Genomic DNA, 23616 nt, shown 5'->3' with positions numbered 1-23616 from the left:
GATAGTTGCCAAGCTGAACCACTTTCTGTGCCCCTTTTTTGAGCTATAGTTATTATTTCTCATATCCCGGGTAAATTATAAATAAATACTGTTAAAGCTAAGGTAATGGAAAAATTATGCGCCGCCTATCCCTCTGTTTAACTTTTTTTAATAATCCCCATATGTTCGCTCCACGTACCACCTGCATTAATATGACATCTACTTAGATAAAAAATAAGAGCCCCTGGATATAACTCCAAGAGCTCTTTAAAACCAAATCCGGCAACGGCTCACTCTCCCAGTCGCCCGGTAAGGCGACTATATCACTCGCAGCCTCTTACCGTAGTAGAGGTGGCTAATTAGATCAGTTCTTACTGGTTTAGACAAGTCTACAAGCCGGACATAAGCTCTGAAGTTTTGCGTGCCTGTCGTTCTTCCAGTAGCCGATGTGGTGTATTTGTAGTACCGGTTCCTTTGAGCTGTTAGTGCAGTCCGGGTTTTGGCACCGGTGGTTGTCCCGGTGCAGGATGTATTCGCGCAGGTTCCAGTAGCCGTACTGCTCGCCCTGCTGGCACTCTTTACCGGAGATATCGGGGTTTTTGATTGCTTGGATATCGAAACTGGATACCTCGACAATTACCCGGGTTACCGGCAGAATGGGTGCGCCTATCTAAGGGGCTTGTCCCCTCATTCCGGGGTAACATAGCCAACTCGCTCAGATTTAAAGGATTCCGGTTGGCTTTGGCTATTCAACCGGGCTTGCGGACATAACGCTTTTCCGCTATGCCCCCGCAAGCCCCCCACTTCAAACGGCGGTAGCCGTTAAGTGGGGGTTGTTGACTCAAGCTTTAGCAGCGTTCTTCCGTTGCTCCCCAGGATAAGGGACCATACTATGATTGAACCCTTCATCCAGATGACCTTACACCAGAACCCCTCATAGTTTCTTTGTACAAATCACTTAAAAAAGCCTTTAATCGTATCAATTAAATCCTTTTCATTGGGCATATAAAAGTCTTCTAAAGGCTTGCTGAAAGGTACCGGTATGTCCGGAGCGGTTATACGTTTAACCGGGGCCTTTAGCATATCAAAGGCTTTTTCCGCCACCAGAGCGGCAATTTCCCCACCAAAACCGCCGGTTCGGGTGGCCTCATGCAGCACTACCAAACGGCCGGTTTTTTTAACCGACGTTAATATAGCTGCTTCATCTAATGGCACCAGTGTCCTTAAATCCACGATTTCTACGCTGATGCCCTCCTGCTTTAGCATTCCGGCCGCTTTAAAGGCGGCTCCCAGCATTTTAGACCAGGTAACCAATGTCACATCACGGCCTGGCTTTTTAATATCCGCCACACCAATAGGAATTGTATAGTCACCCTCTGGTACAGGACCAGGGACAAAGTTTAAAATCATGTCTTCAATAAAAATAACCGGGTTTTCATCACGAATGGCCGATTTTAACAAACCCTTGGCATCAGCCGGTGTGCCCGGCATAACTACCTTTAGACCCGGAGAGTGAGCAACCCAGGCCTCCAGGTTATGAGAATGCTGACAGCCGGCCCCAAGACCCGCCCCGGTTTTGATCCGCACAACCAGGGGGAACTTACTTTTTCCGCCGGATAAATAACGAAGCTTGGCTGCATGATTAACAATCTGATCAGCAGCAATAGTAAAGAAAGGATTGAACATAATTTCCACTACAGGCCGAAGCCCCATTACTGAAGCGCCAACAGCCAAACCGGCAATAGCCGCCTCCGAAACCGGGGTGTCCTTGACCCTGCGGGGGCCGAATTCTTCCAGCAGCCCGTGGGTAGCCATGCGGGGATCACTATGAATACCAACACCAACACCTTCTCCGGCTATAAAAACGAGAGCATCGCGGCTCATTTCTTCGCGCAGGGCCTGATTAACGGCCTGGCCCAGGGTGAGTTCCTGCATTTTCATACCTCCCCCAAAGTTTTAAACAAAAACATCTTCCAAAGCTTCTGCCGGTTCCGGCCACGGGCTTTCCTCGGCAAACTGCACAGCCCGCTGTACTATGTGCTCAATTTTTTTTTCCAGCTGCTGATAATCTTGCCCGGTTAGGGCACCTGTTTGCAGCAGGTCTGTCTTTAAAGCTGTGATGGGACACCGCTCTCTCCAGCGGGCAATTTCATCCTTGGGCTGGTATAGCTGCTCATCGCTGGTGCCGTGGCCGCCCCAGCGATAGGTTTTACACTCGAGCAAAACCGGCCCGGAGCCGGACAGGCAGGTTTCCCTGGCCTTTTTCGCTGCCTCATAAACCGCCTGCACATCATTGCCGTCCACAATTTCCCCGGGCATGGCGTAGGCTATAGCCCTGTCCGCAATATTTTTAACCCTGGTATGTTCTTCTAAGCGCTGGGCACCGGAATAAATATTGTTTTCACAGATAAAGATTACCGGCAGGCTCCATAATGAGGCCAGATTTAAAGCTTCATGGAAGCTGCCCTCGTCTGCAGCGCCATTACCGAAAAAGCAAACTGTGACAAAATCCTTTTGCATGTACTGTGCAGCAAAGGCTGTCCCCACCGCAATCGGGATTCCCCCGCCTACCACGGTTGTTGTACACAGGGCGTTTACTTCCGGCGCGGCGATGTGCAGAGTACCGCTTTTGCCCTTGTTGTAGCCGGTACGCCGGCCAAAAATCTCAGCCATAATTAAATCCGGCTCTGCGCCCTTGGCCAGCAAATGACCGTGACTACGGTGATTGCTAATAATGACATCTTCCGGCATCAGGACAGCCCCAACCCCTGCAGCCACCGCTTCCTGACCGGTGCAAACAATCATCATCCCACCGAGCTTTTCGGGATCTTTGCTCAAATCAACCAGTTTTTCTTCAAAACACCTGATTAAAAGCATCATCCGCAGGAGATTTAGCTTATCACTTTTCTCCACAGCAATCCCTCCCTTGTATCTAAAAAGTATTTAAAAACAAAGATCTATCTAGTAAAGCTGCTTATTGCTATTTTATACCTTTTGGGTTCAATTGGAAACCATTTAGTTCATTTCAGATTCTTCTCTCTAAGTCCCCTTTGGCTCTTATCTGGCACTATGTTATTAAAAGTTATGCCTCTCCTTTTTGGTGAAATAGTCAGGTTATCATTCATATAAATCCGGTAAAGTAACGGTTTCTGGAAAAACTATCGTTAAATTATGCATAAAATACCCCCTCCTCATTTACATCATGGTACCGGAAACAACTTCTTTAAATTTATTTATGCCAAAATGCGCCTGGTGGTACTTCGTTTTACCACTACCAGGGGGCAGTTCCTAATAGCTAATACATTATATATATACTGGTAAAAAGCGGTTAAATTCTAAAAAAGGACGATCAAATTTCAATACTCATCAAAAGACTAAAAATTTGTGCCGCCATTGTCATGTTTAAGATTTTTTCAAAGCGGGGTTTTCCAATTTTATTTAGTCTTGATTTTATTGACGCTATCGACCACAAATGGTTCCCGGCAAGGGAACATCTACCAGGTTAAAATCAACTATAGCTTAGAGAATTTAATTTTCAATACATTTGGGGGTACTGCAACGTCATTTATTAAAGGTTAATTGTGTTTTATTCACAAAAGCACTATAACAGTATTTGATAAAGGGTGACAAAATGCCGGGTTATAAAAAATATTTAATAGGCAGCATTGCATTTTTCATGTTTTTGTTAGCGGGTGTGCTTGCTATAGACCGTTACGTAGAAACAAGAGGCAGCGAATATGTGGTTGAACCCGGGTCCTGCCCCGATTCCCAGGCGGCCATAGTATTGGGCGCTTATGTCTCGCCTGACGGCCGATTGTGTGACATGCTGGCTGACCGGGTCAAAACAGCGGTAGAACTTTACCAGGACAACAAAGTGCAAAAGATAATCATGACCGGGGACCACGGGAAAAAGGATTATGACGAAGTCAATCACATGCGCGGCTATGCGGAAAAACTTGGCGTGCCCGCTGAGGACATTTTTATGGACCATGCCGGCTTCTCGACATACGACAGCATGTACAGGGCCAGGGACATCTTTACGGTGAATTCGGCAGTGGTGGTAACCCAGGCTTTTCATCTGCCCAGGGCAATGTATACCGCAAGAGCGCTGGGCATTGAAGCGGTGGGGGTAGAGGCTGATAAACATATTTACGCTGGCGCGGGGTATTATGACTTGCGTGAGGTTCCCGCCCGGTGGAAAGCATTTGTGCAGCTGCACCTAATTCAGGCCAAGCCCCGTTTCTTGGGAGAAGTGATACCCGTAAGCGGCGATGGAAGGCTTACTCATGATAATTGAGGGGAGGCTGTTAATGAAGAAAAAAGTTGTGCTAACAGTAATGATGATTATGTCCTTCAAATGCCGTATGAGGATGAATATTCTCAGTTGACACCTCAGGGCAATCTGAAAATAATCAAAGAGCCGCCTTCAATTAACACCTACCAGGAATATATGTATTTTAAAGATGAACACATGCAACAATGGAACGAAGTGATTGAAGCAGCCGGCGTCGTGCGGAATTAAGCCGTCCGCCGTCCGGAAATTCATTAACATGCAGGTAGAACTGGCCAAGCGCCTGGCCGGGCATCTAATTCCACTTGCCGCAAATCAAGGTCGGGATACACTTGGCAATTCACTGGAGTCTCATCCTGGCAGGCGTCAAGATCTTCAGCTGCATCGCATACGTAAATTACTTCAGTGGCATCGGCTTCTACTTGTTTACCTGGGACCTGCTTTTTGATTGCGCCAATGCTTCGTCCAAATTATTAGCTCTTAATTGGGTACAATCTTTGCCTGGACCTCTAACTGTAAACCTTCTCACGCAATCACCTCCATAACATAGTTTCTCCAGAGTTTGCATATTTTAATTACATAAAAATCGTCGATAAAAAAATATAAGATAGATAAACTAAAAGAATGACCCGTCATGAAACGGGCCATTCTAACTTTGACCGGATAATCCTTATTATTTAGCTTTATAAGCACTGCTAACGAATCCCGGAAACCTGTGGCCGAATACGGTTTTCCCCCCCATTAAGCCTTGGATAAACTGCTCATGTCAATTCCCTCGTGCACTCCAGATTAACATTGTCAATGACCACTGCGCTGGTATTAACTGGCGCACCAGGTACAGGTGGTACACACGGAGGCGGTATCGGTGGTAAGCATGGAGGCGGCATAGGTGGTACGCATGGAGGTGGTAAACATGGCGGTGGTATAGGTGGTACAAATGGAGGCGGTATAGGTGGTTTGCATGGAGGTGGTAAGCATCCCCTTGTGGCACCGCCTACATGATTAACCGGTATAAAGCTAAAGCGGACCAGACCTTCAATTGTCTCCCCCGGCGATATAGCATTTAAACAATAATTGGTAAATCTATCGTCTGAAATTTGGCTGGCATTCCAGCTTTTTGTTTCACTGGCAACTACATTACCGAATCCGTTGAAGAAAAAAAGTTCCACTGTAAGGCTGTAGGAAGCCGTACCTCTTTGAGCCTCCCGGTATCCGGGTATTTCTTTTGCATCAAAGCACAGACGATACTCACAGTCAGGCGAGACATTCGGAAAGTTTCTATCAATAATTTGGAACAAATAAGCTGGTTGACTAGGCTCGGCACCCAGCAGTACGCTACTGGACTGCAAAACGTTGCTGGCTTTCCAGAATACGGGGTTGGTGTTGGTGGCCCAAGATTCAAAGACGCCATCTTTAACGATGTTTACACCGCCAGGACACCTCGGGTTAAACCTTGGGCAAACCTGCACAAAAATTTGCCTATCTTCTACAACTTTGACCTGAAAGATCATCACACCGGTCTGCTGAAGCTGTGATCCTCTTCTTAAATCCCAGCGCATATCAATTTTCTTGTGGTGCAGTTTGATATATACATTATCTTCATTAACCACGGGCTGAGCAACAGCCAGGGTTACATCATCGGAAAAGGGAATATCCTCACCAACGTGCTTAACTATATCATGTTTGTCAACATAATATATTTGCTTGTGCAGTATGCCACTGACCAGCACTTTTTTAACTACCGGCTGTCTGTGTGTGGACCAGTGCCAGCCAAAGCGCTCCCAGCCTTCTTCCTCAATAACGCTGACCCACCTGTCGCCGTTTTCATGGATAAATATCGGTCTGGCATCAAAATCATCCAGGCGGGCATCAATATGATCTACCTTCTGGGCCATCTCCGGTAGGGCAGCGACATTATCAACAATAACCTGGACTTCATCTTCAGCCAGGACAACCGGAATATCAACTTTCACACATAATACATTATCTGGCTCACTATAAAAATATTGGATTGGCATACTCTCAGAACCTCCTCTCAAATCAAGAAATTACTACTTAGCCCCGCAGGAATTTTTAATTACCTGATCAACCTTTAAGTTGTTAAAGTTAATAACTGGTTTATTGCTATAACTATGTCGGCAAAGATTCTGTACTGCTGGGCCAACTTAAAAAATGTTTATCCCGGCTTTAAAAGTGTCCAACCATAAAAAATACGCTCTAACTAATATATGCATTAATTAAAGTAAATGTTAACACTATTTTATAGTGGGATGTTAAAATGAGGAGTGTTTCTTTATTCCTTTCCTAAATAACACCCTGGCGTTATGTATATATTTAAAAATAAAAACCCCGGCATGGCCGGGGCACAATATTTTTTATAATAATTCAGCACATCTTTGGTTGGCTTCACTCAGCAGGATATCCAATTTACTGGTTATCTGCCTTAGCTTTTGTGTATCGATAGAACCATTTAAGGCCGTACTCATTTCCTTTACCAAGCTCTGGGCATTGTTGATAGAATTTTTCAATTCAGCCGCATCATTTGTATTTATAATGATAATCACCTCCTTCTGAGTAAATAAAACTTACCAGTATAAAACGCGCGCTTAATCAGTTCCCTTAGCGCGCGCGTTTTATACTTTATACCTTAGTGTTTACCATATATATGGCAAGGTATACTTTCCTAAAGTATAAGATAGACAATTACACTCAGCAATTGACATTAACCACCTTTCAAATGGCTGAATTAACAATTATTATAACCTGATACACCAATTGCACTAATTTCCTTCTTATCTATTTTAAATTGTATTGCTTTTTGCTGCAGTTCATCTGCAATATTGGCCAGGTCTTGGGCAGCACCGGCAACTTGCTGGATAGCCGCGACTATTTGTTCACCGGCTTCGCTAAGCTGTTTTGTTCCCTCACATGCTTGGTTTGAGGCGATAGCAGCTTGTTTGACCACAGAAGTGTTCTTTTCTACTGCCACTTTGATTTTAATTAGAGATGAGCCGGCTTGATTGGCAACCCGGACTCCCTGGTTAACTTCATCAGTTCCGTGCTCTATTGCTGTTACTGCTTCACCAACACCAATTTGTATTTCTTTTATTAGCCCTGTAATTTCATTGGCGGCACTGGCTGATTGTTCGGCCAGTTTACGAACATCCTCTGCCACCACGGTAAACCCGCGACCCTGTTCTCCCGCTCTGGCTGCTTCAATGGCCGCGTTTAAGGCCAAAAGATTAGTTCTATCCGCAATGCTGGTTATAGTGCCGATAATATCTCCAATACGCTTGGACCGTTCACTAAGCTTATGTACAGTTTTGGATACGTTTTGGGATGTAACCGCTATTGAATCTATTTTCTCTACAGCTTTGCGCACAGCTTTACTTCCTTCTTCCGCAACTTTTTGTACCAACTCCGATTCCCGGGATGCTTCTTTTAAATCCATTTCTCCACGAACGGAAATGGCTTCAACCTGATTAGTGGTGCTGGCGACTTCCTCAATGGTGGCGCTTACTTCCTGGCTTGATGATACCAGTTTCTGGCTGTGGGCGGCCAGTTTAACTGAATTTTGTTGAATCTCGGATATGATCGTTTTTAAATTATGAACCATCTTGGAAAATGCATGGGCCAGAACACCAATTTCATCATTGCTTCCGGCTGGTATATTTATTTCTTGGGTTAAATCACCAAAGGCTACAGCTTCAACTGCTTTACTCAGTTTTGTCACTGGTTTGGTAATCCAAGTCGTTATTAAAAAGGTAGTGATTATTATTACAAGCAAAGCAGCAAAAGCCTGCATTTGCGAATTGCGCAATTCGCGGCTCAGATGACTAAGTACTTCTGAACGGTCATTAATTATTTTGATATAACCAATCGACTTGCCGCTATAATCTTGGAGGGGTATGATTAACGCCGCCTTGCGGTTGTTATCCACATAAACAGTTTTGGATTTTTTGGTTGTTAACATTTCATTCAGGTCATTTTGGTTGATTGGGAAGGGGTCGGTTTTGGTTGTAGAAACCAGCGACCCATCTTTACTGTCCCAGGATACTCCTGAGCTGCCCTTGCTGTATATATAATAATCGCCGCCCATTTGTTTTTGCCATTTTTCCAACAAGGTGTTGTTAAGTCCCGGGCCATATTCGACGCTGCCTACTTGTTCTCCTTGATAAAAAACAGGCATAACAACCCGAAATCCAAAACCGCCCCTTCCTTCTTCCAGTCCCTGCACAACTTGGCCGGTTTTATTACATTCTAATACTGTGTTGCGGAAAGATGATAAATCATCACCGTATTTATCCGGCGCGTGCAGGCGTAAAAAGGCTGTGGCCGGTGCCAGATGAAATTGAAATTGTTCTATGCCTTCCTGGCTGACCCTTTTGAAAATAGGTAAAGTTAAGCCCAACAGCTTTTCTCGATCGCGTTCTGCAAAAACCTTTTCAATATCCGGATTACCCGCAACTGCATCTAAACCCATTTTGGCTTCACTAAAAACGTTATCCAAGTCAGCTATAACTCTTTGAGAAATCAAATCATACATTTTGGTTTCTTGTTCCAGTTGCAATTTACTCTTATTCTTATAATCCACATAGACTAGTAATAATAAAACAATCGAAATCATTATGGTTACAGGTGCCACAATTTTAAATCTAATACTTCTGCCCATACCAACCATTTTACCCCTTATCGACTAAATTTTACATATTTCTAACTCTATTAAAAAATTACCAGAAAATTTTAAAGATTAATGTCAGAAATATGACAAAATACTGTCCTGCAAACGACATTTATTAGTTTTAGTGCATTTTTTCATAAAAATTAGATAAAAATAAAAATTCCGGTTAACCACCGGAATTTTTATTTTTATTGAATTATAACAGATTAAATTATGAACAATATGAAAAGGGAAAAATTTATTAGAGGTGAGTGATAATGAAGGATAACATTATCAGTGATAAATTAAATCCAATAATCGAAAGTGATTTAGCCATTGCGCGCGATTATGTTTTTCAAGGCGTATCATCAGGCAGCCGGCGTGGTTGGAATTACATACTTGAATATAATAGGTGGCTTAGCGATTACAATTAGCTAAATATATGTTCTTCTTGTCGTAAGAAAGACAATATGATCCCGGTAAGCCCAATAAAAAGATTAACAATGCCAAACCCGAGATAAATTAAACCGACCAAACCATGATTTAGCATTGCAATAACAAGTAGAGCAATGCCCAGTATGGAAAACAATAAAGATCTTTTTCTGGATGCCAATATATTTTCTTTGATGGAAATAGCCATTTCCATGCCGGTAAGTTTATTTTCTGTTTCATCTTGCCAAGCTGCATCCGGAAAAATGGGATGTCCGGTTTTTTTAGCCATACGCAATACTGCAAAGTGATCCAATAGATGAATTTTAACTCTGCCTTTCATTTGGCGGACAAGCCGGCGTGCTTCGTCAGTGTAATAACCTGTTGTTATAATAATTCCTTTATGATATCCTGAGCGATTAATATCCTTTAGAAAAACTTTGATTTGTCCCGAATTTATTTTATGGTTGTCATCTTCGGGGTTTAAGCACATGATACCGACTGTGCTGCCGTTTATATAACCTGACAGGTCAACGCTGGATTCGTTATTATCGCTTACTATACGCAAAATTTCAAAGGGTGCGGAAGCCTCTAATAATTCTTTTGAAAAATTAATAAAATCCTTTTTTAACATTATGTTTTTTAAATTTTTCCGGCATTGCTTTGCTGAATACCAAATGTTTTTATGTGTTTGAAGCTTTTTTATCTTATGTTTTTTAATATAAATTATCGACAGCGTTTCCAGTAGTAAGAAAAATGACACAGCTGCAGTAGGTATTGTTTTTTCAAGGTGTAAAAGATAAATGGCAGATATAGTAATAAACCACACCAATAAATTTGTTATTACAAAATCTGCTGCACTAGCCAAACGGGATCGCCCATCTGTTGGCGGGTCTTGCAAATAATTCACCAGCTTGTCGCCAAACATTATTAACCTCCATGATCTAGTATATGAGGTAAGTATTTCCACATTAGCTATTTTTATTCATAAATTATACGAGAGGTGATATTTTTGACAGATATTAATGAACAGGATGAAAAATTTATAGCACTGGACAGGCTTATCGATGACTATTCGGATGAAAAGGGTCAATTAATCAGGGTTTTGCAAGGTGCGCAGGATATTTTTGGCTACTTGCCCGAAGAGGTGCAAACTTACATTGCAGGTAAGCTGGATATTCCTGTTAGTGAAGTAAATGGTGTGGTTACCTTTTATTCTCTGTTTACAACTGAGCCAAGGGGAAAGTTTACCATAAATGTATGCACCGGTACAGCGTGTTACGTGCAGGGCGCACAAAATATTTTGGATGACCTCAGGTCATCGTTGAACTTAACTGAGACCAATACTACTGAAGACGGGCTTTTTACCGTTAAAAGCACTAGATGTATTGGTGCCTGCGGACTTGCACCGGTGCTTACTGTTAATGATGATGTACACGGTAAGCTGGGTAGAAAAGATGTGCCCAAATTGTTGAGATCCTGTAAAAAACTTGCGGAGGTGAAGCCTGTTGATAAATTCGCTGAAGGACCTGGAAAGTATCAGGAACAGCCACCTACAGGATATTAAAATCAGAACGGGTCAATTACCGGCCAGTGACAAGCAAAGTGTTAAGAAGCATGTACTTGTTTGCTCCGGGACTGGATGCACTTCCTCCAACAGCCTGGACTTGCTAAATGAGCTGGAAACACAGGTTAGCAAAAACAAGCTTAAAAATCAAGTCAAAGTAATTAAAACCGGGTGCTTCGGTTTTTGCAAGATGGGGCCTATAATTGCAGTTCACCCTGGAGATGTTTTCTACTGCCTGGTTGAAAAAGAAGATATTAAAGAAATTGTAGAAAAGCATTTAAAAGAAGGAATTGTTGTGGATAGGCTGCTGTACAAGGATGAACAAACAGGTGATAGAATTAAACAGAGATCAAACATTCACTTTTTTCAAGCACAAAACAGGGTGGTTTTAAGGAATTGTGGCTTAATCAGTCCGGAAGATATAGCTGAATATATAGCCGTCGACGGTTATTTTGCGCTGGCTGATGTGTTAATGAACAAGGCGCCGCAGGATGTAATCAAGTTAATAGAAGCATCTGGATTAAGGGGGCGAGGTGGCGGAGGTTTTCCCGTAGGTAAGAAATGGTCTATAGCGGCCGCGGCCACGGGTGATAAAAAGTACGTAGTATGCAATGCTGATGAGGGCGATCCTGGCGCTTTTATGGACCGAAGCATCCTGGAGGGTGACCCGCATAGTGTCATTGAGGCTATGGCTATTGCCGGGTACTGTATTGGAGCACAGCAAGGGTATATTTATATCAGGGCTGAATACCCGATTGCGATAGACAGGCTGGAAAAAGCCATAGACCAGGCAAGAAACAACGGACTTTTGGGATCAAATATTTTAGATACAGGATTTGGTTTCGACCTGGATTTGCGTTTAGGTGCAGGGGCGTTCGTTTGTGGAGAAGAGACCGCCCTGCTTCGTTCTGCGGCAGGTCAGCGCGGTGAGCCGCGCCCCCGTCCCCCGTATCCCGCTCAGTGTGGTTTATGGGGAATGCCAACTTTATTAAACAATGTTGAAACCTTTGCCAATATACCATTAATACTGCGTTACGGACCGGAATGGTATTCTTCCATGGGCACACAAGGCAGTAAAGGAACCAAAGTATTTTCACTGGCCGGTAAGGTGAATAATACTGGTTTAATTGAAGTTCCTATGGGTACGACGCTTCGTACAATTGTATTTGATATCGGTGGGGGCATTCCCCAAGGCAGGGAGTTTAAGGCGGTTCAGACGGGTGGCCCTTCAGGAGGATGTATTCCCGCAGAATTATTAGACACGCCAATAGATTACGAATCATTAAAGGAAAAAGGCTCTATGATGGGGTCCGGTGGCCTAATTGTGATGGATGAAACAGATTGTATGGTCGATATTGCCAGGTTCTACCTGCATTTCAGCCAGGATGAATCTTGTGGGCAGTGCACTCCTTGTCGGGTTGGCACCAAGCGGATGCTTGAGTTACTGGAGCGCATAACTAAAGGTAAAGGTCAAATGGAAGACCTTGAAACGCTTGAAGAATTAGGGGCCGAAATCAAAGACGCTTCCCTTTGTGGGCTTGGTATGACGGCTCCTAATCCGGTAATATCCACCCTGCACTATTTCAAAGACGAATATATTGCCCATATTAAAGATAAAAAGTGTCCCGCAGGGGTATGCCGGGCTCTGCTGGATTACACCATAGATGAAGATAAATGTGTATCTTGCGGGCTTTGTGCCAAGGCTTGTGTTGCGGATGCAATTATAGGTGAACAAAAAGGCCGGCCATATTTTATCGACCGGCAAAAATGTTTAAAGTGCGGTTCCTGTGAGGCCCGTTGTCCCAAGGATGCTATTTATGCTTCTTAACCTGCTTTCTCTGCGGAAGCAGGGTTTTTTATTTCGCCCACTTTAAAGTATTTAACCATATCTTGTTCTACAAATTTCCAGGTTTCTTCGGCATTGGTCCGCCAGTTGGTGGGGCAGGCAGACAATGCTTCCACAAAGGAAAAACCTTTACCTTCTATTTGATTAAGCAGGGCTTTTTTAAGGTAACCCTTCAGCTGCCTCAAATTGGACACTGTTCCCCGGGCAACGTATGCGCCCTGCCCGGTTATTGCCGCAACCATTTCCGGTCCCTGCATGGGCGGCCCGGTTACTTCAGGGTCTCTGCCGTAAGGGCTGGTTTCCGTCTTTTGCCGGGGCATGGTGGTCGGCGCCATTTGCCCGCCGGTCATGGCATAAACAGTATTGTTGGCCAGAATTACCGTTATATTTTCATTGCGGGCAGCGGCGTTGACCAGGTGTTGGGAACCAATGGCGTAGCCGCCTCCGTCACCCATGTAGGCTATCGTTATCAGCTGCGGGTTGGCCCTTTTGATTCCGGTCACCACCGGGGTTGTCCGCCCGTGGTGGGTTTGTACACTGTCGATATTAAAGAAATCCCATGACAATAATGAGCATCCAATATCACAGCCAAACACGGTGCGTCCCTGAATATCCAGTTCGTCGATAGCTTCTCCCAGCGCCTTTAACACCAGCCCGTGACCGCAGCCCGGGCAAAACTTGTGCGGCTTGGTTTCTACCCGCCAGCAGCGGGGCATTACCGGTTGAGGCATTTTTTTTCCTCCTTTGTTGATTCATCCATTCATCCTTTAAATATCACCCGGTAATGCCCCTGCTATTCATATTTTTAGCACTTTAAATACAGCCACCTCTTCACATTTGGGAAACTTGGGGCAATTAATGCACTCTTTCCATACCTTTTGGGGCAGGTCTTCCTTGGCAATGATATTAAAACCGCATTTTTCAAAAAAAGGAGCCTGATAGGTTAAGGCAAAAATATTGGGTATTTCCAGGTCAATTGCCTCAGCCAGAAAAGCATCCACCAGTCCGCGCCCAATGCCCCGCTTCTGGTAGCTTTCGTCCACGGCGAGAGCCCGGATTTCGGCCAGGTCTTCCCAAATTATGTGTAGTGAGCCCACCCCGACAATTTCCGAATTAACCTCGGCAACTGTAAATTCCCTTAAACATTCGTATAAAGATGAGCGGGACCGTGCCAGCATTAGGTCTTTTTCGGCAAAATAAGTTATAAATTTGTGGATGGTTTCTATATCAGAAATTTTGGCTTTGCGAAATAACAAAACAATCTACCTACCTTTGTATTAGGAGTCAGTAGTTAGGAGTCAGAATTCAGAATGCTAGAACCCGGGATATCGTCAATATCTGAGTAGGGGCGGACGACAGGCCGACAACCCTGTCCACCCGCTTGCGATATTTAACAAAGCATGACTGGCCATATTGGCCGGATTGATTCATGCGCTAAGTGAATTATATTGAGCGCTTTTATTACAATAGTTACTATAGCTGTTTATTTACATACTCCACAGCGTTTCGGAATAAGCCGGTGCCGTGCGGCTCGTTAATCTTATGGCGACGCCAGTTAGGGTGATGATAAAATTCGACAAATCTTTCCGGGTGCGGCATCAGGCCAAGCACCCTTCCGGTCCTGTCACAGATACCGGCAATGGCATGCAATGAACCGTTTGGGTTGTGAGGGTAAAGCATGGTTTGTTTTTGCTGCACAGGGTCGGCATATCTGAAAACTACTTGCCCTGATTGCTCAATTTCCATTAAATCCTCTTCACTGGCGTAAAACTTACCTTCTCCGTGGGCCACCTGGTACTCAACAATGGTGCCCCCCATCCCTTTGGTAAAAACACAGTTTGTCTCCTCCAATATTAAACTAACCCAGCGGCACTCGAAATGTCCGCTGTCATTATGCATTAAAGTGGCCCGGATAGTCCCAAGTTCATTCCAGGGCAGCAAGCCTGTACGAACCAATACCTGAAACCCGTTGCAAATACCGATAACAGGCTTTCCTGCACTAACAAAATTGTTCAACTGCTCTTTTAGAAACGAGGTCAGTTCGACTGATAAGATTTTTCCGGAATGAATATCATCACCATAAGAGAAACCGCCGGGGATGGCCATGATCTGATAATCATCAAGTTTCTCGGTTCCGTTTCTTAGCTGGTTAATATGAACCAGTGTGCATTTTCCGCCTGCCTTTTCAAAGGCGTAAGCGGTTTCCAAGTCACAATTGGTGCCATCTGTTCTGATGATGCAAACCCTCGGTTTCAAGCGCCAAACACCTCCTTCATCGGTTTCTGCCAGGTTTCAAATAATTGTTCAATTTTTACTTCAAATAATTTTTGGCCGGCCTGGTTCACCGTTAAGTCAAGTTGGGTGGTGGTATGCCCCAATTGCAGGAAGCTGGTCCCTTTGAATATTTCTTCGGGGTTGACGTCGTCAGTTAACTCTACTACGAAACATCCCGCGGTTTCGTTGAATAAAAAGTAATCGGCCCGGTTATCGCCGGGAATATCGATTGATATGCCCATATTGCCCCCGAAGCACATCTCCGCAAGTGCCGCCAAAAGCCCGCCTTCACTGATGTCATGGCAGCTTTGCACAGCGCCGTCAATACCGGCTTGATGCAGCGCAGCTATGGTTTGCTTGAACTGTTTAACGTCAACCAGGGGCACATCCGGGCTAAAAGAGTCAGTGATATCGAAGTAGGTTGAACCTCCCATTTGCTTGATATCACGCAGACCTACCAGATATACCCTACCGTTATGGTTTTTAAAATCTGATGAAACTGTTGCTGATATATCGTTTATCCGGCCAAAACAGGATACGCACAAAACAGGTGGTATTTTAATCACAGATCCGTCGGCGGAGCGGTAAGTGCTGCTCAGGCTGTCTTTTCCGGAGATAAAAGGCATGCCGGTGGCCTGAACAAAGTCCGTACAGGCGTCAACCGCCCTGTCAAGGTCGTATAATGACTCTTCATCGGGATAAGGCCAAATAAAGTTATCGATTAAAACCAACTCATCGGGGTTGGCACCGGCAGCCACGGCGTTGGATACAGCTTCGGCTGCCGCCCAGATGCTTCCGGCATAGGGGTCAATGGTGTTTAACACGGGGTTCATGCCGTGAGCAATTACGGCACCGTATTTTTTCCCCGGCACCGGGGCCAGGATTACCGCGTCATTGGGCGCTTTGCCGGTAACCCCTGCAAAAGGAGGCAGTACATTACTCCCCTGTACGCCGTGGTCGTAAACTCTGACGATTGGTTCTTTGGAGCAAACATTATGGTGCTGCATAATTTCTGAACAAACCACATCCCAGTTTCCATTGGGAAAACATGGTTCCTTGGGCGCCTGCTTTAGTCCTTTCTGTTTGGCGATCATGGTGCGGTCCGGCAGACCGTTGTGCAAAAAGTTCATATCAAGATTGCATACGCAATTACCGCCATAGAACACTTCCAATTTACCGCTGCCGGTAAATCTACCCACGGCGGTGGCTTCAACATTATGGTCCCTGCATATTTGCAGCAGGCGGTCCAGTTTTTCGGGAGGAACGGACAATGCCATTCTTTCCTGGCTTTCGGAAAGCCATATTTCCCAGGGGGCCAGCCCGGAATACTTTAAGGGAGCCCGGTCAAGTTGAATCTCCACCCCAATATCCTGTCCCATTTCTCCAAAAGCCGAGGCAAAACCGCCGGCGCCACAATCAGTAATGGCATTGATTAAGTCTTCGTCCCGCGCTATCAGCAGCGCGTCACTGAGGCGCTTTTCTTCAATGGCGTTACCGATTTGAACGGCGCTGGAGTTTACATTCATCGTGCGGTGTGTCATTTCACCGCTGGAAAAGGTTGCTCCGTGAATTCCGTCTTTACCTGTCCTGCCGCCAACGATTATGGCGATGTCACCGGCTAAGGGGCTGCCTTTTTGGGCAGCCGCGGCCGGCATAATGCCATAAGCTCCAACAATGATAGTTGGTTTGGCTCTGAAATCACGGTGGAAGTGAACAGAACCGTTATTGGTAGGTATACCCATGCGGTTTCCGTAATCCCGCACGCCGGCGACTACGCGCCTGAATAGATAACCGGGATGCAGGCACCCGACGGGAATGTCTTCTTGAACGGTATCAGGCGGTGCAAAACAAAACATGTCGGTAGATGATATTACCTTGGCACCTTTGCCTGTTCCCATAATATCCCTGAACACGCCGCCGCTTCCGGTCATCGCGCCGCCATATGGTTCAATAGCGGATGGCGAATTATGGGTTTCAACTTTACCGCAAATGGCCAGGTCATCATAAAAGGCAATTACCCCGGAATTGTCCTCAAAAGCGGATAAAACCAGCGGATGATTGGCACTGGCGGTAGATTCCTGTAACCTTTTCAGTAAAGGTTTCTTCGTCTGGCCGTTGACTATGAGATGTGATTTAAAAGTTTTGTGTCCGCAGTGCTCTGACCAGGTTTGGGCGAGGGTTTCAATTTCGCAATCAGTAGGATCACGGTCTATTTGCTTAAAGTAATCAGCTATCGCCCTCATTTCTTCAAGGTTTAAAAAAAGTTTGTCCCGGCTTAATTTCATTAGCTCTTCGTCGTTCATACACCTGATAGGGACGATTTCTGTAATACCGGTCTGCCCCTCGATTAATAAAATGGCAGGTTTTTCCAAGATAACCCGTTCCACTGTTTCATTAACTAAAAGTTTGGATAAAACTTGATTTAATTCGCCTTCGGAAAAGGAACCGTAAAATGCGTATTCATAGCTTGAATCAGCTGCTAAAAGTCCCGTTACTCCAAGGTCTGCCGCCGCCTTTAAAATAGAACTTACCTCAGGATTCATAACCCCGGGCTTATAAGCAACTTCTACCAGATTATTGGCATCTTTAATAATTGCCTCGTTGACAGAATATATCTGAAAGATTTTTTCAGATAGCAGCTCACGCGCCAAAAAATCAGCCTCTCCCGCTGAAATGCCTTCAAGACGGTATACTTTGGCTGTTAAAACTTTATTGATGCTGGTAATATTCAAAGCTGTCCGTATTTCATATAATAAGCTGTTACCCCTTGAATCATCAAGCTGGGGCAGGTTCATAACACGTACTTCCTGAACTGCCATTGCTCCACCCCCCGATCATTTTGCGTTATCTTCGCACAGCCTGTAAAACCCCGCCCTCTTAGGTCGGTGATTAACAGGCTGTAAGCTCGAAATAAGTGCGACTAAGGTTTAGCGGTCATGGGACACACCTCTGCTTATAGGTCAAACTTTTGGGTCGAGGAATGTCCCATGACCGCTAAACCAAGTCTTCTTTAAAAAATAAAAATTTCCGGCCCGCTTCAAGGACCGAAAACACCTTTATAACTACCACCTAATTATTTTATAATATCTGATCCTAAAAGACAACTTGTATTTAATCTATAAAAATTGCACCTTGCCGCCGGCCAGGGATTGAACCGGCGCCAGCGATTCTATCCGGATACCCATTTTGCGCAGCGCTTTGCCTCCGCCCTGAAAAACTTTTTCAATAACTATGCCTACACCAACCAGAGTCGCCCCGGCCTGCTCCGTTATTTCGATCATGCCCCTGAGGGCCTCCCCTTGGGCCAAAAAATCATCAACGATCAGGATACGGTCGTTTTTCGAAATAAATTTGCTGTTAACATAAATATCCACCGACTCCTGCTTGGTAAAAGAAAAAATATTGCTGCAATATGAGCCCGGTTCCTGCGTCGCGGCTTTTTTCTTTTTGGCGAAAACAACGGGTACCTTTAATGCCAATCCGGTGGTTAAGGCAACGGCAATGCCTGACGCCTCAACGGTTAACACTTTGGTAACTTTGTCTGCGCTAAACCTGTCTGCCAGTTCATTTCCCAGTTCCATTGCAAAGTCCGGGTCAACCTGATGATTTAGGAAAGAGTCCACTTTTAGTATTTTATCTGATAAGACCTGTCCCTCCGAAAGAATCTTTTCTTTTAATTTTTGCAAAATTATGAACCTCCTCTGCTGTTATCTTTCTTCCCGGTCATAAGGCAATCCTAACGCTTGCGGTGAACCGATCCGTTTGACCATATTCCGTTTGGTGACCAGTATCAGCACCACGACAGTAAATATGTATGGCAGCATTTTTAAAAAATATGGTGATACAGTAACATTTAAGGTCTGGAGCCGGAATCCCAGTGCGTCAATGCCACCAAATAAATAGGAGCCCCAAAGCGCGTTAACAGGGTTCCAGGTAGCAAATATAACCAGCGCCACCGCTATCCAACCTCTACCTGCCGTTATATTCTCCATCCAACTTGGTACATAGTAAAGGGAAAGGTAAGCTCCTCCTATGCCGGCCAGCATGCCTCCTATGACAACGTAAATATAACGGATGCGGAAAACGTTGACACCCATCGAATCAGCTGCTGCCGGGTTCTCACCGACTGCCCGCAAGTGCAGTCCAGAACGGGTCCTAAAGGTCAAAAACCATAGCGCGGCCACTAAAATATAGCTCAGGTAGACCATCGGGTCCTGGTTAAAAAACACAGGTCCTAAAACAGGTATATCGCTTAGTCCGGGCAGCGGCATTTTATGGAATGGTACAGGCAGCGGCATGCCAACATAAGATTTGCCGATATAACCGCTTAAACCGGCGCCAAACATAGTCAGGGCCAGGCCGCTGACAACTTGATTAGCTTTTAATGTAATTGTAAGGAAAGCGTGAATTAAAGCAACGGCACCACCGGCCAGCATTGCAATTAAAATTCCATACCACGGGCTTGCTGTCTTTAAAGCAATGATAAATCCACAAACTGCTCCTACCAGCATCATCCCTTCAACGCCAAGATTCAAAATGCCGGCTCTTTCAGCCAAAATTTCTCCCAGCGCCGCATAGAGAATTGGCGTACCCGCTGTAACAGCTGTGGCCAGGATGGCGATAAAAATATCGTGGTTCATCTGTTATCAACTCCGTAACGTAGTTACTGGTTTTTTCGATATCTTGTAGTTGGTCAGCAATTCTCCCCCCAAAACGAAAAAGAGAAGCATTCCCTGCAGCATGGAAACCATTGAAGAAGGGATTCCGCTAGTTTGAACGATATAACCGCCAACTTCCAAACCGCCCAGAAGGAAAGCTACAATAATGATGGCAAACGGATTTAACCTGCTTAGCCAGGCCACGATTATCGCGGTAAATCCGTAGCCCGGACTGAGGCCGTGCTGAAGCCGGCCCCCGATTCCCGATACTTCCGACATGCCTGCGAGACCGCATATGGCACCACTTACAACCATCACCAGAATAATATTTTTAAATGTGTTCATACCGGCATATTTGGCAGAGTTGGGGTTTTCACCGGTAACTCTGATTTCATAACCCCAGCGGGTATGGTAAATGATCACATAGAACAATACAGCCAGTACCAGTCCAAAGAACAGGCCGGTATGAATTCGTGAACTTCCCAGGGCGGGCAAAATCGCACCGGGGCCGAACGGGGCGGTAAGCGGAAAGTTAAATCCATCGGGATCTTTCCATGGGCCGTAAACCAGGTAATCCACCCAAAATATGGCCACATAGTTCAGCATTAAAGTTGTGATTATTTCATTAACACCCCATAGTGCTTTGGGGATGGCCGTCAATAGCGCCCATAACCCTCCGGCAAGCATGCTCAGCAGCATCATCGAAGGCAGTACCCACCAGGCACTGCCGCTGGGAAAGGTTAAAGCCACCCAGGTGGCCGCAAATGCGCCCATATATAGCTGGCCCTCCCCCCCGATGTTCCATAATTGCATGCGAAATGCCAGTGCAACCCCCAAACCGGTTAAGGTTAAGGGTATCGACCTAACTATGGTTTCGGATAGGCCATAGGAAGATCCAAACGCGCCGGAAAACATTTTGGTATAAATTTTGATAAAATCAAAACCGGATAGACTTAAAAATACAGAGCCAAATATAAGAGCCAAAAAAACAGATAAAAGGGGGATAAAGATGTAAGCTGTGGAAGAAGGTACTAGCCGCTTTTCTATGGAGTAATGTGATAAGATCATATTGCTTCTGCTCCTGTTTCACCCATCATCAATAAACCAATTTCATTTATGTCTGCCTGATCAGAAGAAATAATTCCGGCAATACTTCCATTGCTCAGGACGCCGATGCGGTCGCTAAGCTTGCAAATTTCATCGAGGTCTTCGGAAATCAAGAGAATCGCCGTTCCTTTTTCCCGCTGTGCCATAAGCAATTCATGGATCGCTTCGGTGGCTTTTATATCCAAACCCCTGACGGGATAAACCGCTATTAACAGTTGCGGTTCCGCGGAAATTTCCCTGGCCAGCAGCAGTCTTTGCAAATTACCACCCGAAAGCAGTTTGACCGGGGCTTCCAGGCTGCTTACTTTAACTTCATAGCTACCCACTAAACTACTGACCTTTTTATTGGCTTTATGCCAGTTGATAAATGGACCCCGATTCATATCATGCTTACGGTAATCCTTAAGTATCAGGTTGTCGATGGTGCCAAGATTGGGTATGAGTCCCGTACCCAGGCGATCTTCCGGTACCAGGGCCACGCCGCAGTCAATCAACTGGCGGGGTGTAAAACCTCTAATGTCGGTGCCATTTACTAAAATACTTCCCGAGCTGACTTTGCGCAGACCGTAAATGACCTCGGCCAGTTCCCTTTGCCCATTTCCCGCCACTCCGGCAATGCCGAATATTTCACCACTGTGGACTTCAAAAGTAATATCTTTTAAACCGGATAGTCCCAGATCGTTTAGACAACTGACATTATTAAGTTCAAGCACTTTCCCGGCGCCGGGCGGAGTATTCCTTTTACATTGAGTAGTTATATCCTGTCCCACCATCAGCCGGGCTAAGTCCTGCCGGTTAATCCGTTCTCTTTCCAGGGTAGCCAGTGATTTACCTTTGCGGAGAACCGTAACACGGTCAGCTATTTGTTCAACTTCATGCAATTTGTGGGTTATAACCACAATACCCCTGCCGGATTTAGCCATTTCCTTAAGATTTCTAAAAAGCTCGTCTGTTTCCTGTGGTGTCAGTACCGCAGTCGGTTCATCAAGGATAAGCACCTGGGAACCGCGGTAAAGCATCTTTACTATTTCAACTCTTTGTTTTTCGCCTACGGAAAGCTGCCAAACCATTGAAGCAGGATTTATATGTAATCCGTAACGCAAGGTAAGCTGCGCCAGGTTTTTTTCAATTTCCTTCATATTGAGCATTTTGGGTATGCGCTCATCGCCTAATATTACATTTTCTGCTACCGAAAAAGAGTCAATCAGTTTAAAATGCTGGTGCACCATGCCAATGCCTGCATTTATGGCCTGGCGGGGCGACTTAAAAACCGTTCGGGTGCCGTTAATGAGTATTTCACCTTCATCCGGTCTGTAAAGCCCGGACAAAACAGACATTAAAGTGCTTTTGCCCGAACCGTTTTCTCCAAGCAGGGCATGGATTTCACCCTTTTTAACATTAAAATCGACATTATCATTGGCGATAACGCCGGGAAATCTTTTGATTATGTTTTTTAATTCCACTAAATAAGTATCATTCATACTATATGCCCCTTAGCAATGGTTGCTGGCAGTGCAACTGCCAGCAACCGGATCACGATATTTAGAATTCAGAATTCAGTAGTCAGAATTCTAAAATACTCCAAGAAAACATGAAAACTTTTTCATTCTGACTCCTGTCTTCTGACTCCTGACTCCTATTCATTTACTTGGTCGAGCCCTCGACACCTTGAACAAACCAGTCCATATTAAGTATTTCATCATCGGTCATTTTCTGACCATCCGGAACCTTTACTTCACCCTGCTGATCTTTGAACGGGCCGGTGAAAACATCCCATTCTCCGCTGACGATGCGTTGTTTTTCCTGCTCAATCAGCTGCTTGGTTTCTTCTGTAACCATTGGGCCGAAAGGAGCAAGTCCAATAGTACCATCTGCTAAACCGCCCCAGTAAGTAAGCGATCCGTATTTGGGAGTGGTATCAAATGTCCCATCCTTAATAGCTTGCACAGCTTCAACATAATAGGGACCCAAATTCCATACCGGTGAAGTTAAAACAGCTTTGGGAGCCATTTTACCCATGTCGCTGTTATAGCCTACCCCAAATTTGCCGACTGCCTCAGCTGCCTGCTGAGGGCCGGGGGAATCCTGGTGCTGGGCAATAACGTCAGCGCCGGAATCCAGAAGCGCGACGGCGGCGTCTTTTTCAGTTGCGGCATCAATCCAGGTATGGGTCCAAACTACTTTTACTTTGGCATCGGGGTTAACCTTTTGAACACCAAGTGTAAAAGCATTGATACCGCGAATGACTTCGGGAATCGGGAATGCTGCAACATAGCCAATCAGGTTGTCCTTGGTAGCTTTTCCTGCAGCAATACCGGATAGATAGCGAGCCTGGTACATTCTGCCGAAATAAGCGGCAACGTTGGGAGCAGTTTTATAACCTGAGCAGTGTAAAAAAGTAACATCAGGGAATTTCTCAGCTACTTTTATAGTAGGGTCCATGTAACCAAAACTGGTGGTAAAAATAATTTTATTGCCTTCATTTACAAGCTGGGTAATTACCCTTTCCGCATCCGCCGGGTTTTCAGGAACGTTTTCCACATAGCTTGTTTCAACATAATCAAGTTTCTCTTCTAAGTATTTTCTGGCATTATCATGGGCAGTTGTCCAGCCGTTATCGTCTACCGGGCCGATGTAAACAAAACCGACTTTCAGCTTTTCCTGTTCGCTGGATTGTCCGTCGGTTTTGTCTTCCTCTTTGCTTCCACCGCAACCGGCAGTCAATAAAGCAACCATTAATAATACAACAAAAGCAAGTAAAATTTTAGAATTAAAATTTTTCAATATTTTATACCTCCCCGAAAA

The 23616-nt window shown here is 45.0% G+C and carries 22 protein-coding genes; 6 read left to right on the top strand and 16 right to left on the bottom strand.

Features of this window, described 5'->3' with window-relative positions; genetic code table 11:
- Positions 1–358: 358 nt before the first annotated feature.
- A complete protein-coding gene (locus BM056_RS02325; protein ID WP_238456276.1) occupies positions 359–592 on the bottom strand; it encodes a hypothetical protein in 234 nt (77 codons plus the stop codon).
- Here BM056_RS02325 and BM056_RS26745 point away from each other — a divergent pair.
- The gene (locus tag BM056_RS26745) at positions 500–685 is read left to right on the top strand and encodes a hypothetical protein (protein ID WP_238456270.1); all 186 of its coding nucleotides are present in this window, start codon (positions 500–502) and stop codon (positions 683–685) included. The genes BM056_RS02325 and BM056_RS26745 overlap by 93 nt on opposite strands.
- Before the next feature lie 248 nt (positions 686–933).
- Here the strand turns inward: BM056_RS26745 and BM056_RS02320 are convergent, their stop codons facing one another.
- Both BM056_RS02320 and BM056_RS02315 read right to left on the bottom strand, forming a co-directional pair.
- Positions 934–1914 (bottom strand): alpha-ketoacid dehydrogenase subunit beta, encoded by a 981-nt coding sequence (locus BM056_RS02320; RefSeq protein WP_092468304.1) that lies wholly within the window; start codon positions 1912–1914, stop codon positions 934–936.
- A gap of 21 nt (positions 1915–1935) precedes the next feature.
- Positions 1936–2892 carry a thiamine pyrophosphate-dependent dehydrogenase E1 component subunit alpha gene (locus BM056_RS02315; RefSeq protein ID WP_092468302.1) on the bottom strand — a complete coding sequence of 319 codons (957 nt, stop codon included), beginning with the start codon at positions 2890–2892 and terminating at the stop codon, positions 1936–1938.
- Positions 2893–3655: 763 nt separating this feature from the next.
- Here BM056_RS02315 and BM056_RS02310 point away from each other — a divergent pair.
- Positions 3656–4276: a SanA/YdcF family protein gene (locus BM056_RS02310; protein WP_238456269.1), complete on the top strand. Its 621-nt coding sequence runs from the start codon at positions 3656–3658 to the stop codon at positions 4274–4276.
- Between the two features lie 60 nt (positions 4277–4336).
- Complete coding sequence (locus BM056_RS25975; protein ID WP_165613326.1) at positions 4337–4501, top strand: hypothetical protein; 165 nt, start codon at positions 4337–4339, stop codon at positions 4499–4501.
- Between the two features lie 530 nt (positions 4502–5031).
- Here the strand turns inward: BM056_RS25975 and BM056_RS02305 are convergent.
- The 3 genes from BM056_RS02305 to BM056_RS02295 form a co-directional block, all read right to left on the bottom strand.
- On the bottom strand, positions 5032–6288 hold the full coding sequence (locus tag BM056_RS02305; protein WP_174549925.1) for an SPOCS domain-containing protein: 1257 nt from the start codon (positions 6286–6288) through the stop codon (positions 5032–5034).
- Positions 6289–6645: 357 nt separating this feature from the next.
- Complete coding sequence (locus tag BM056_RS25970) at positions 6646–6798, bottom strand: hypothetical protein (protein WP_165613325.1); 153 nt, start codon at positions 6796–6798, stop codon at positions 6646–6648.
- A gap of 218 nt (positions 6799–7016) precedes the next feature.
- Positions 7017–8942: a methyl-accepting chemotaxis protein gene (locus tag BM056_RS02295; RefSeq protein ID WP_165613324.1), complete on the bottom strand. Its 1926-nt coding sequence runs from the start codon at positions 8940–8942 to the stop codon at positions 7017–7019.
- 266 nt (positions 8943–9208) lie between these two features.
- Here BM056_RS02295 and BM056_RS25965 point away from each other — a divergent pair, with 266 nt between their 5' ends.
- Positions 9209–9364 (top strand): hypothetical protein, encoded by a 156-nt coding sequence (locus BM056_RS25965; protein ID WP_165613323.1) that lies wholly within the window; start codon positions 9209–9211, stop codon positions 9362–9364.
- On the opposite strand, the gene BM056_RS02290 is transcribed toward BM056_RS25965, so the two are convergent.
- Entirely contained in the window at positions 9361–10287 is a 927-nt protein-coding gene (locus BM056_RS02290) for a restriction endonuclease (protein ID WP_092468294.1), read from the bottom strand. The genes BM056_RS25965 and BM056_RS02290 overlap by 4 nt on opposite strands.
- 84 nt (positions 10288–10371) lie before the next feature.
- On the opposite strand from BM056_RS02290, the gene BM056_RS02285 reads away from it, so the two are divergent.
- Positions 10372–10926, top strand: coding sequence for an NADH-quinone oxidoreductase subunit NuoE family protein (locus BM056_RS02285; protein ID WP_092468292.1), 555 nt, complete (start codon positions 10372–10374; stop codon positions 10924–10926).
- Complete coding sequence (locus tag BM056_RS02280) at positions 10865–12754, top strand: NADH-ubiquinone oxidoreductase-F iron-sulfur binding region domain-containing protein (protein WP_092468290.1); 1890 nt, start codon at positions 10865–10867, stop codon at positions 12752–12754. Before BM056_RS02285 ends, BM056_RS02280 begins: the two co-directional genes overlap by 62 nt.
- Here the strand turns inward: BM056_RS02280 and BM056_RS02275 are convergent.
- The 9 genes from BM056_RS02275 to BM056_RS02235 all read right to left on the bottom strand — a co-directional run bounded on the left by BM056_RS02275 (position 12751) and on the right by BM056_RS02235 (position 23547).
- Complete coding sequence (locus BM056_RS02275; protein WP_092468288.1) at positions 12751–13503, bottom strand: thiamine pyrophosphate-dependent enzyme; 753 nt, start codon at positions 13501–13503, stop codon at positions 12751–12753. The two genes, BM056_RS02280 and BM056_RS02275, sit on opposite strands and share 4 nt — an antisense overlap.
- A gap of 66 nt (positions 13504–13569) precedes the next feature.
- Positions 13570–14028 carry an N-acetyltransferase gene (locus BM056_RS02270; RefSeq protein WP_092468286.1) on the bottom strand — a complete coding sequence of 153 codons (459 nt, stop codon included), beginning with the start codon at positions 14026–14028 and terminating at the stop codon, positions 13570–13572.
- A gap of 217 nt (positions 14029–14245) precedes the next feature.
- Complete coding sequence (gene purQ / locus BM056_RS02265; protein WP_092468284.1) at positions 14246–15028, bottom strand: phosphoribosylformylglycinamidine synthase I; 783 nt, start codon at positions 15026–15028, stop codon at positions 14246–14248.
- A complete protein-coding gene (gene purL, locus BM056_RS02260; protein WP_092468282.1) occupies positions 15025–17865 on the bottom strand; it encodes a phosphoribosylformylglycinamidine synthase subunit PurL in 2841 nt (946 codons plus the stop codon). Before purL ends, purQ begins: the two co-directional genes overlap by 4 nt.
- A gap of 297 nt (positions 17866–18162) precedes the next feature.
- Positions 18163–18732, bottom strand: coding sequence for a xanthine phosphoribosyltransferase (locus BM056_RS02255; protein WP_092468280.1), 570 nt, complete (start codon positions 18730–18732; stop codon positions 18163–18165).
- A 21-nt stretch (positions 18733–18753) separates the two neighbouring features.
- A complete protein-coding gene (locus tag BM056_RS02250) occupies positions 18754–19686 on the bottom strand; it encodes an ABC transporter permease (protein ID WP_092468278.1) in 933 nt (310 codons plus the stop codon).
- A 6-nt stretch (positions 19687–19692) separates the two neighbouring features.
- Entirely contained in the window at positions 19693–20619 is a 927-nt protein-coding gene (locus BM056_RS02245) for an ABC transporter permease (protein ID WP_337833480.1), read from the bottom strand.
- Between the two features lie 149 nt (positions 20620–20768).
- On the bottom strand, positions 20769–22292 hold the full coding sequence (locus BM056_RS02240) for an ABC transporter ATP-binding protein (protein ID WP_092468274.1): 1524 nt from the start codon (positions 22290–22292) through the stop codon (positions 20769–20771).
- A gap of 163 nt (positions 22293–22455) precedes the next feature.
- A complete protein-coding gene (locus BM056_RS02235) occupies positions 22456–23547 on the bottom strand; it encodes a BMP family ABC transporter substrate-binding protein (protein ID WP_092468436.1) in 1092 nt (363 codons plus the stop codon).
- Positions 23548–23616 lie beyond the last annotated feature (69 nt).

Source organism: Desulfotruncus arcticus DSM 17038 (assembly GCF_900113335.1).
Classification (GTDB): Bacteria; Bacillota; Desulfotomaculia; order Desulfotomaculales; family Desulfallaceae; genus Desulfotruncus; species Desulfotruncus arcticus.
This window is presented reverse-complemented; position numbering and strand designations above follow the sequence as displayed.

Bases quoted from the DNA above. Each gene is read 5' to 3' on its own strand.
- BM056_RS02275 (WP_092468288.1), bottom strand. From the start codon at position 13,503: ATGCCTCAACCGGTAATGCCCCGCTGCTGGCGGGTAGAAACCAAGCCG.
- BM056_RS25965 (WP_165613323.1), top strand. From the start codon at position 9,209: ATGAAGGATAACATTATCAGTGATAAATTAAATCCAATAATCGAAAGT.
- BM056_RS02240 (WP_092468274.1), bottom strand. From the start codon at position 22,292: ATGAATGATACTTATTTAGTGGAATTAAAAAACATAATCAAAAGATTT.
- purL (WP_092468282.1), bottom strand. From the start codon at position 17,865: ATGGCAGTTCAGGAAGTACGTGTTATGAACCTGCCCCAGCTTGATGAT.
- BM056_RS25975 (WP_165613326.1), top strand. From the start codon at position 4,337: ATGCCGTATGAGGATGAATATTCTCAGTTGACACCTCAGGGCAATCTG.
- BM056_RS02250 (WP_092468278.1), bottom strand. From the start codon at position 19,686: ATGAACCACGATATTTTTATCGCCATCCTGGCCACAGCTGTTACAGCG.
- BM056_RS02310 (WP_238456269.1), top strand. From the start codon at position 3,656: ATGTTTTTGTTAGCGGGTGTGCTTGCTATAGACCGTTACGTAGAAACA.
- BM056_RS02290 (WP_092468294.1), bottom strand. From the start codon at position 10,287: ATGTTTGGCGACAAGCTGGTGAATTATTTGCAAGACCCGCCAACAGAT.
- BM056_RS02235 (WP_092468436.1), bottom strand. From the start codon at position 23,547: ATGGTTGCTTTATTGACTGCCGGTTGCGGTGGAAGCAAAGAGGAAGAC.
- BM056_RS02245 (WP_337833480.1), bottom strand. From the start codon at position 20,619: ATGTTTTCCGGCGCGTTTGGATCTTCCTATGGCCTATCCGAAACCATA.
- BM056_RS02295 (WP_165613324.1), bottom strand. From the start codon at position 8,942: ATGGGCAGAAGTATTAGATTTAAAATTGTGGCACCTGTAACCATAATG.
- BM056_RS02320 (WP_092468304.1), bottom strand. From the start codon at position 1,914: ATGCAGGAACTCACCCTGGGCCAGGCCGTTAATCAGGCCCTGCGCGAA.
- BM056_RS02305 (WP_174549925.1), bottom strand. From the start codon at position 6,288: ATGCCAATCCAATATTTTTATAGTGAGCCAGATAATGTATTATGTGTG.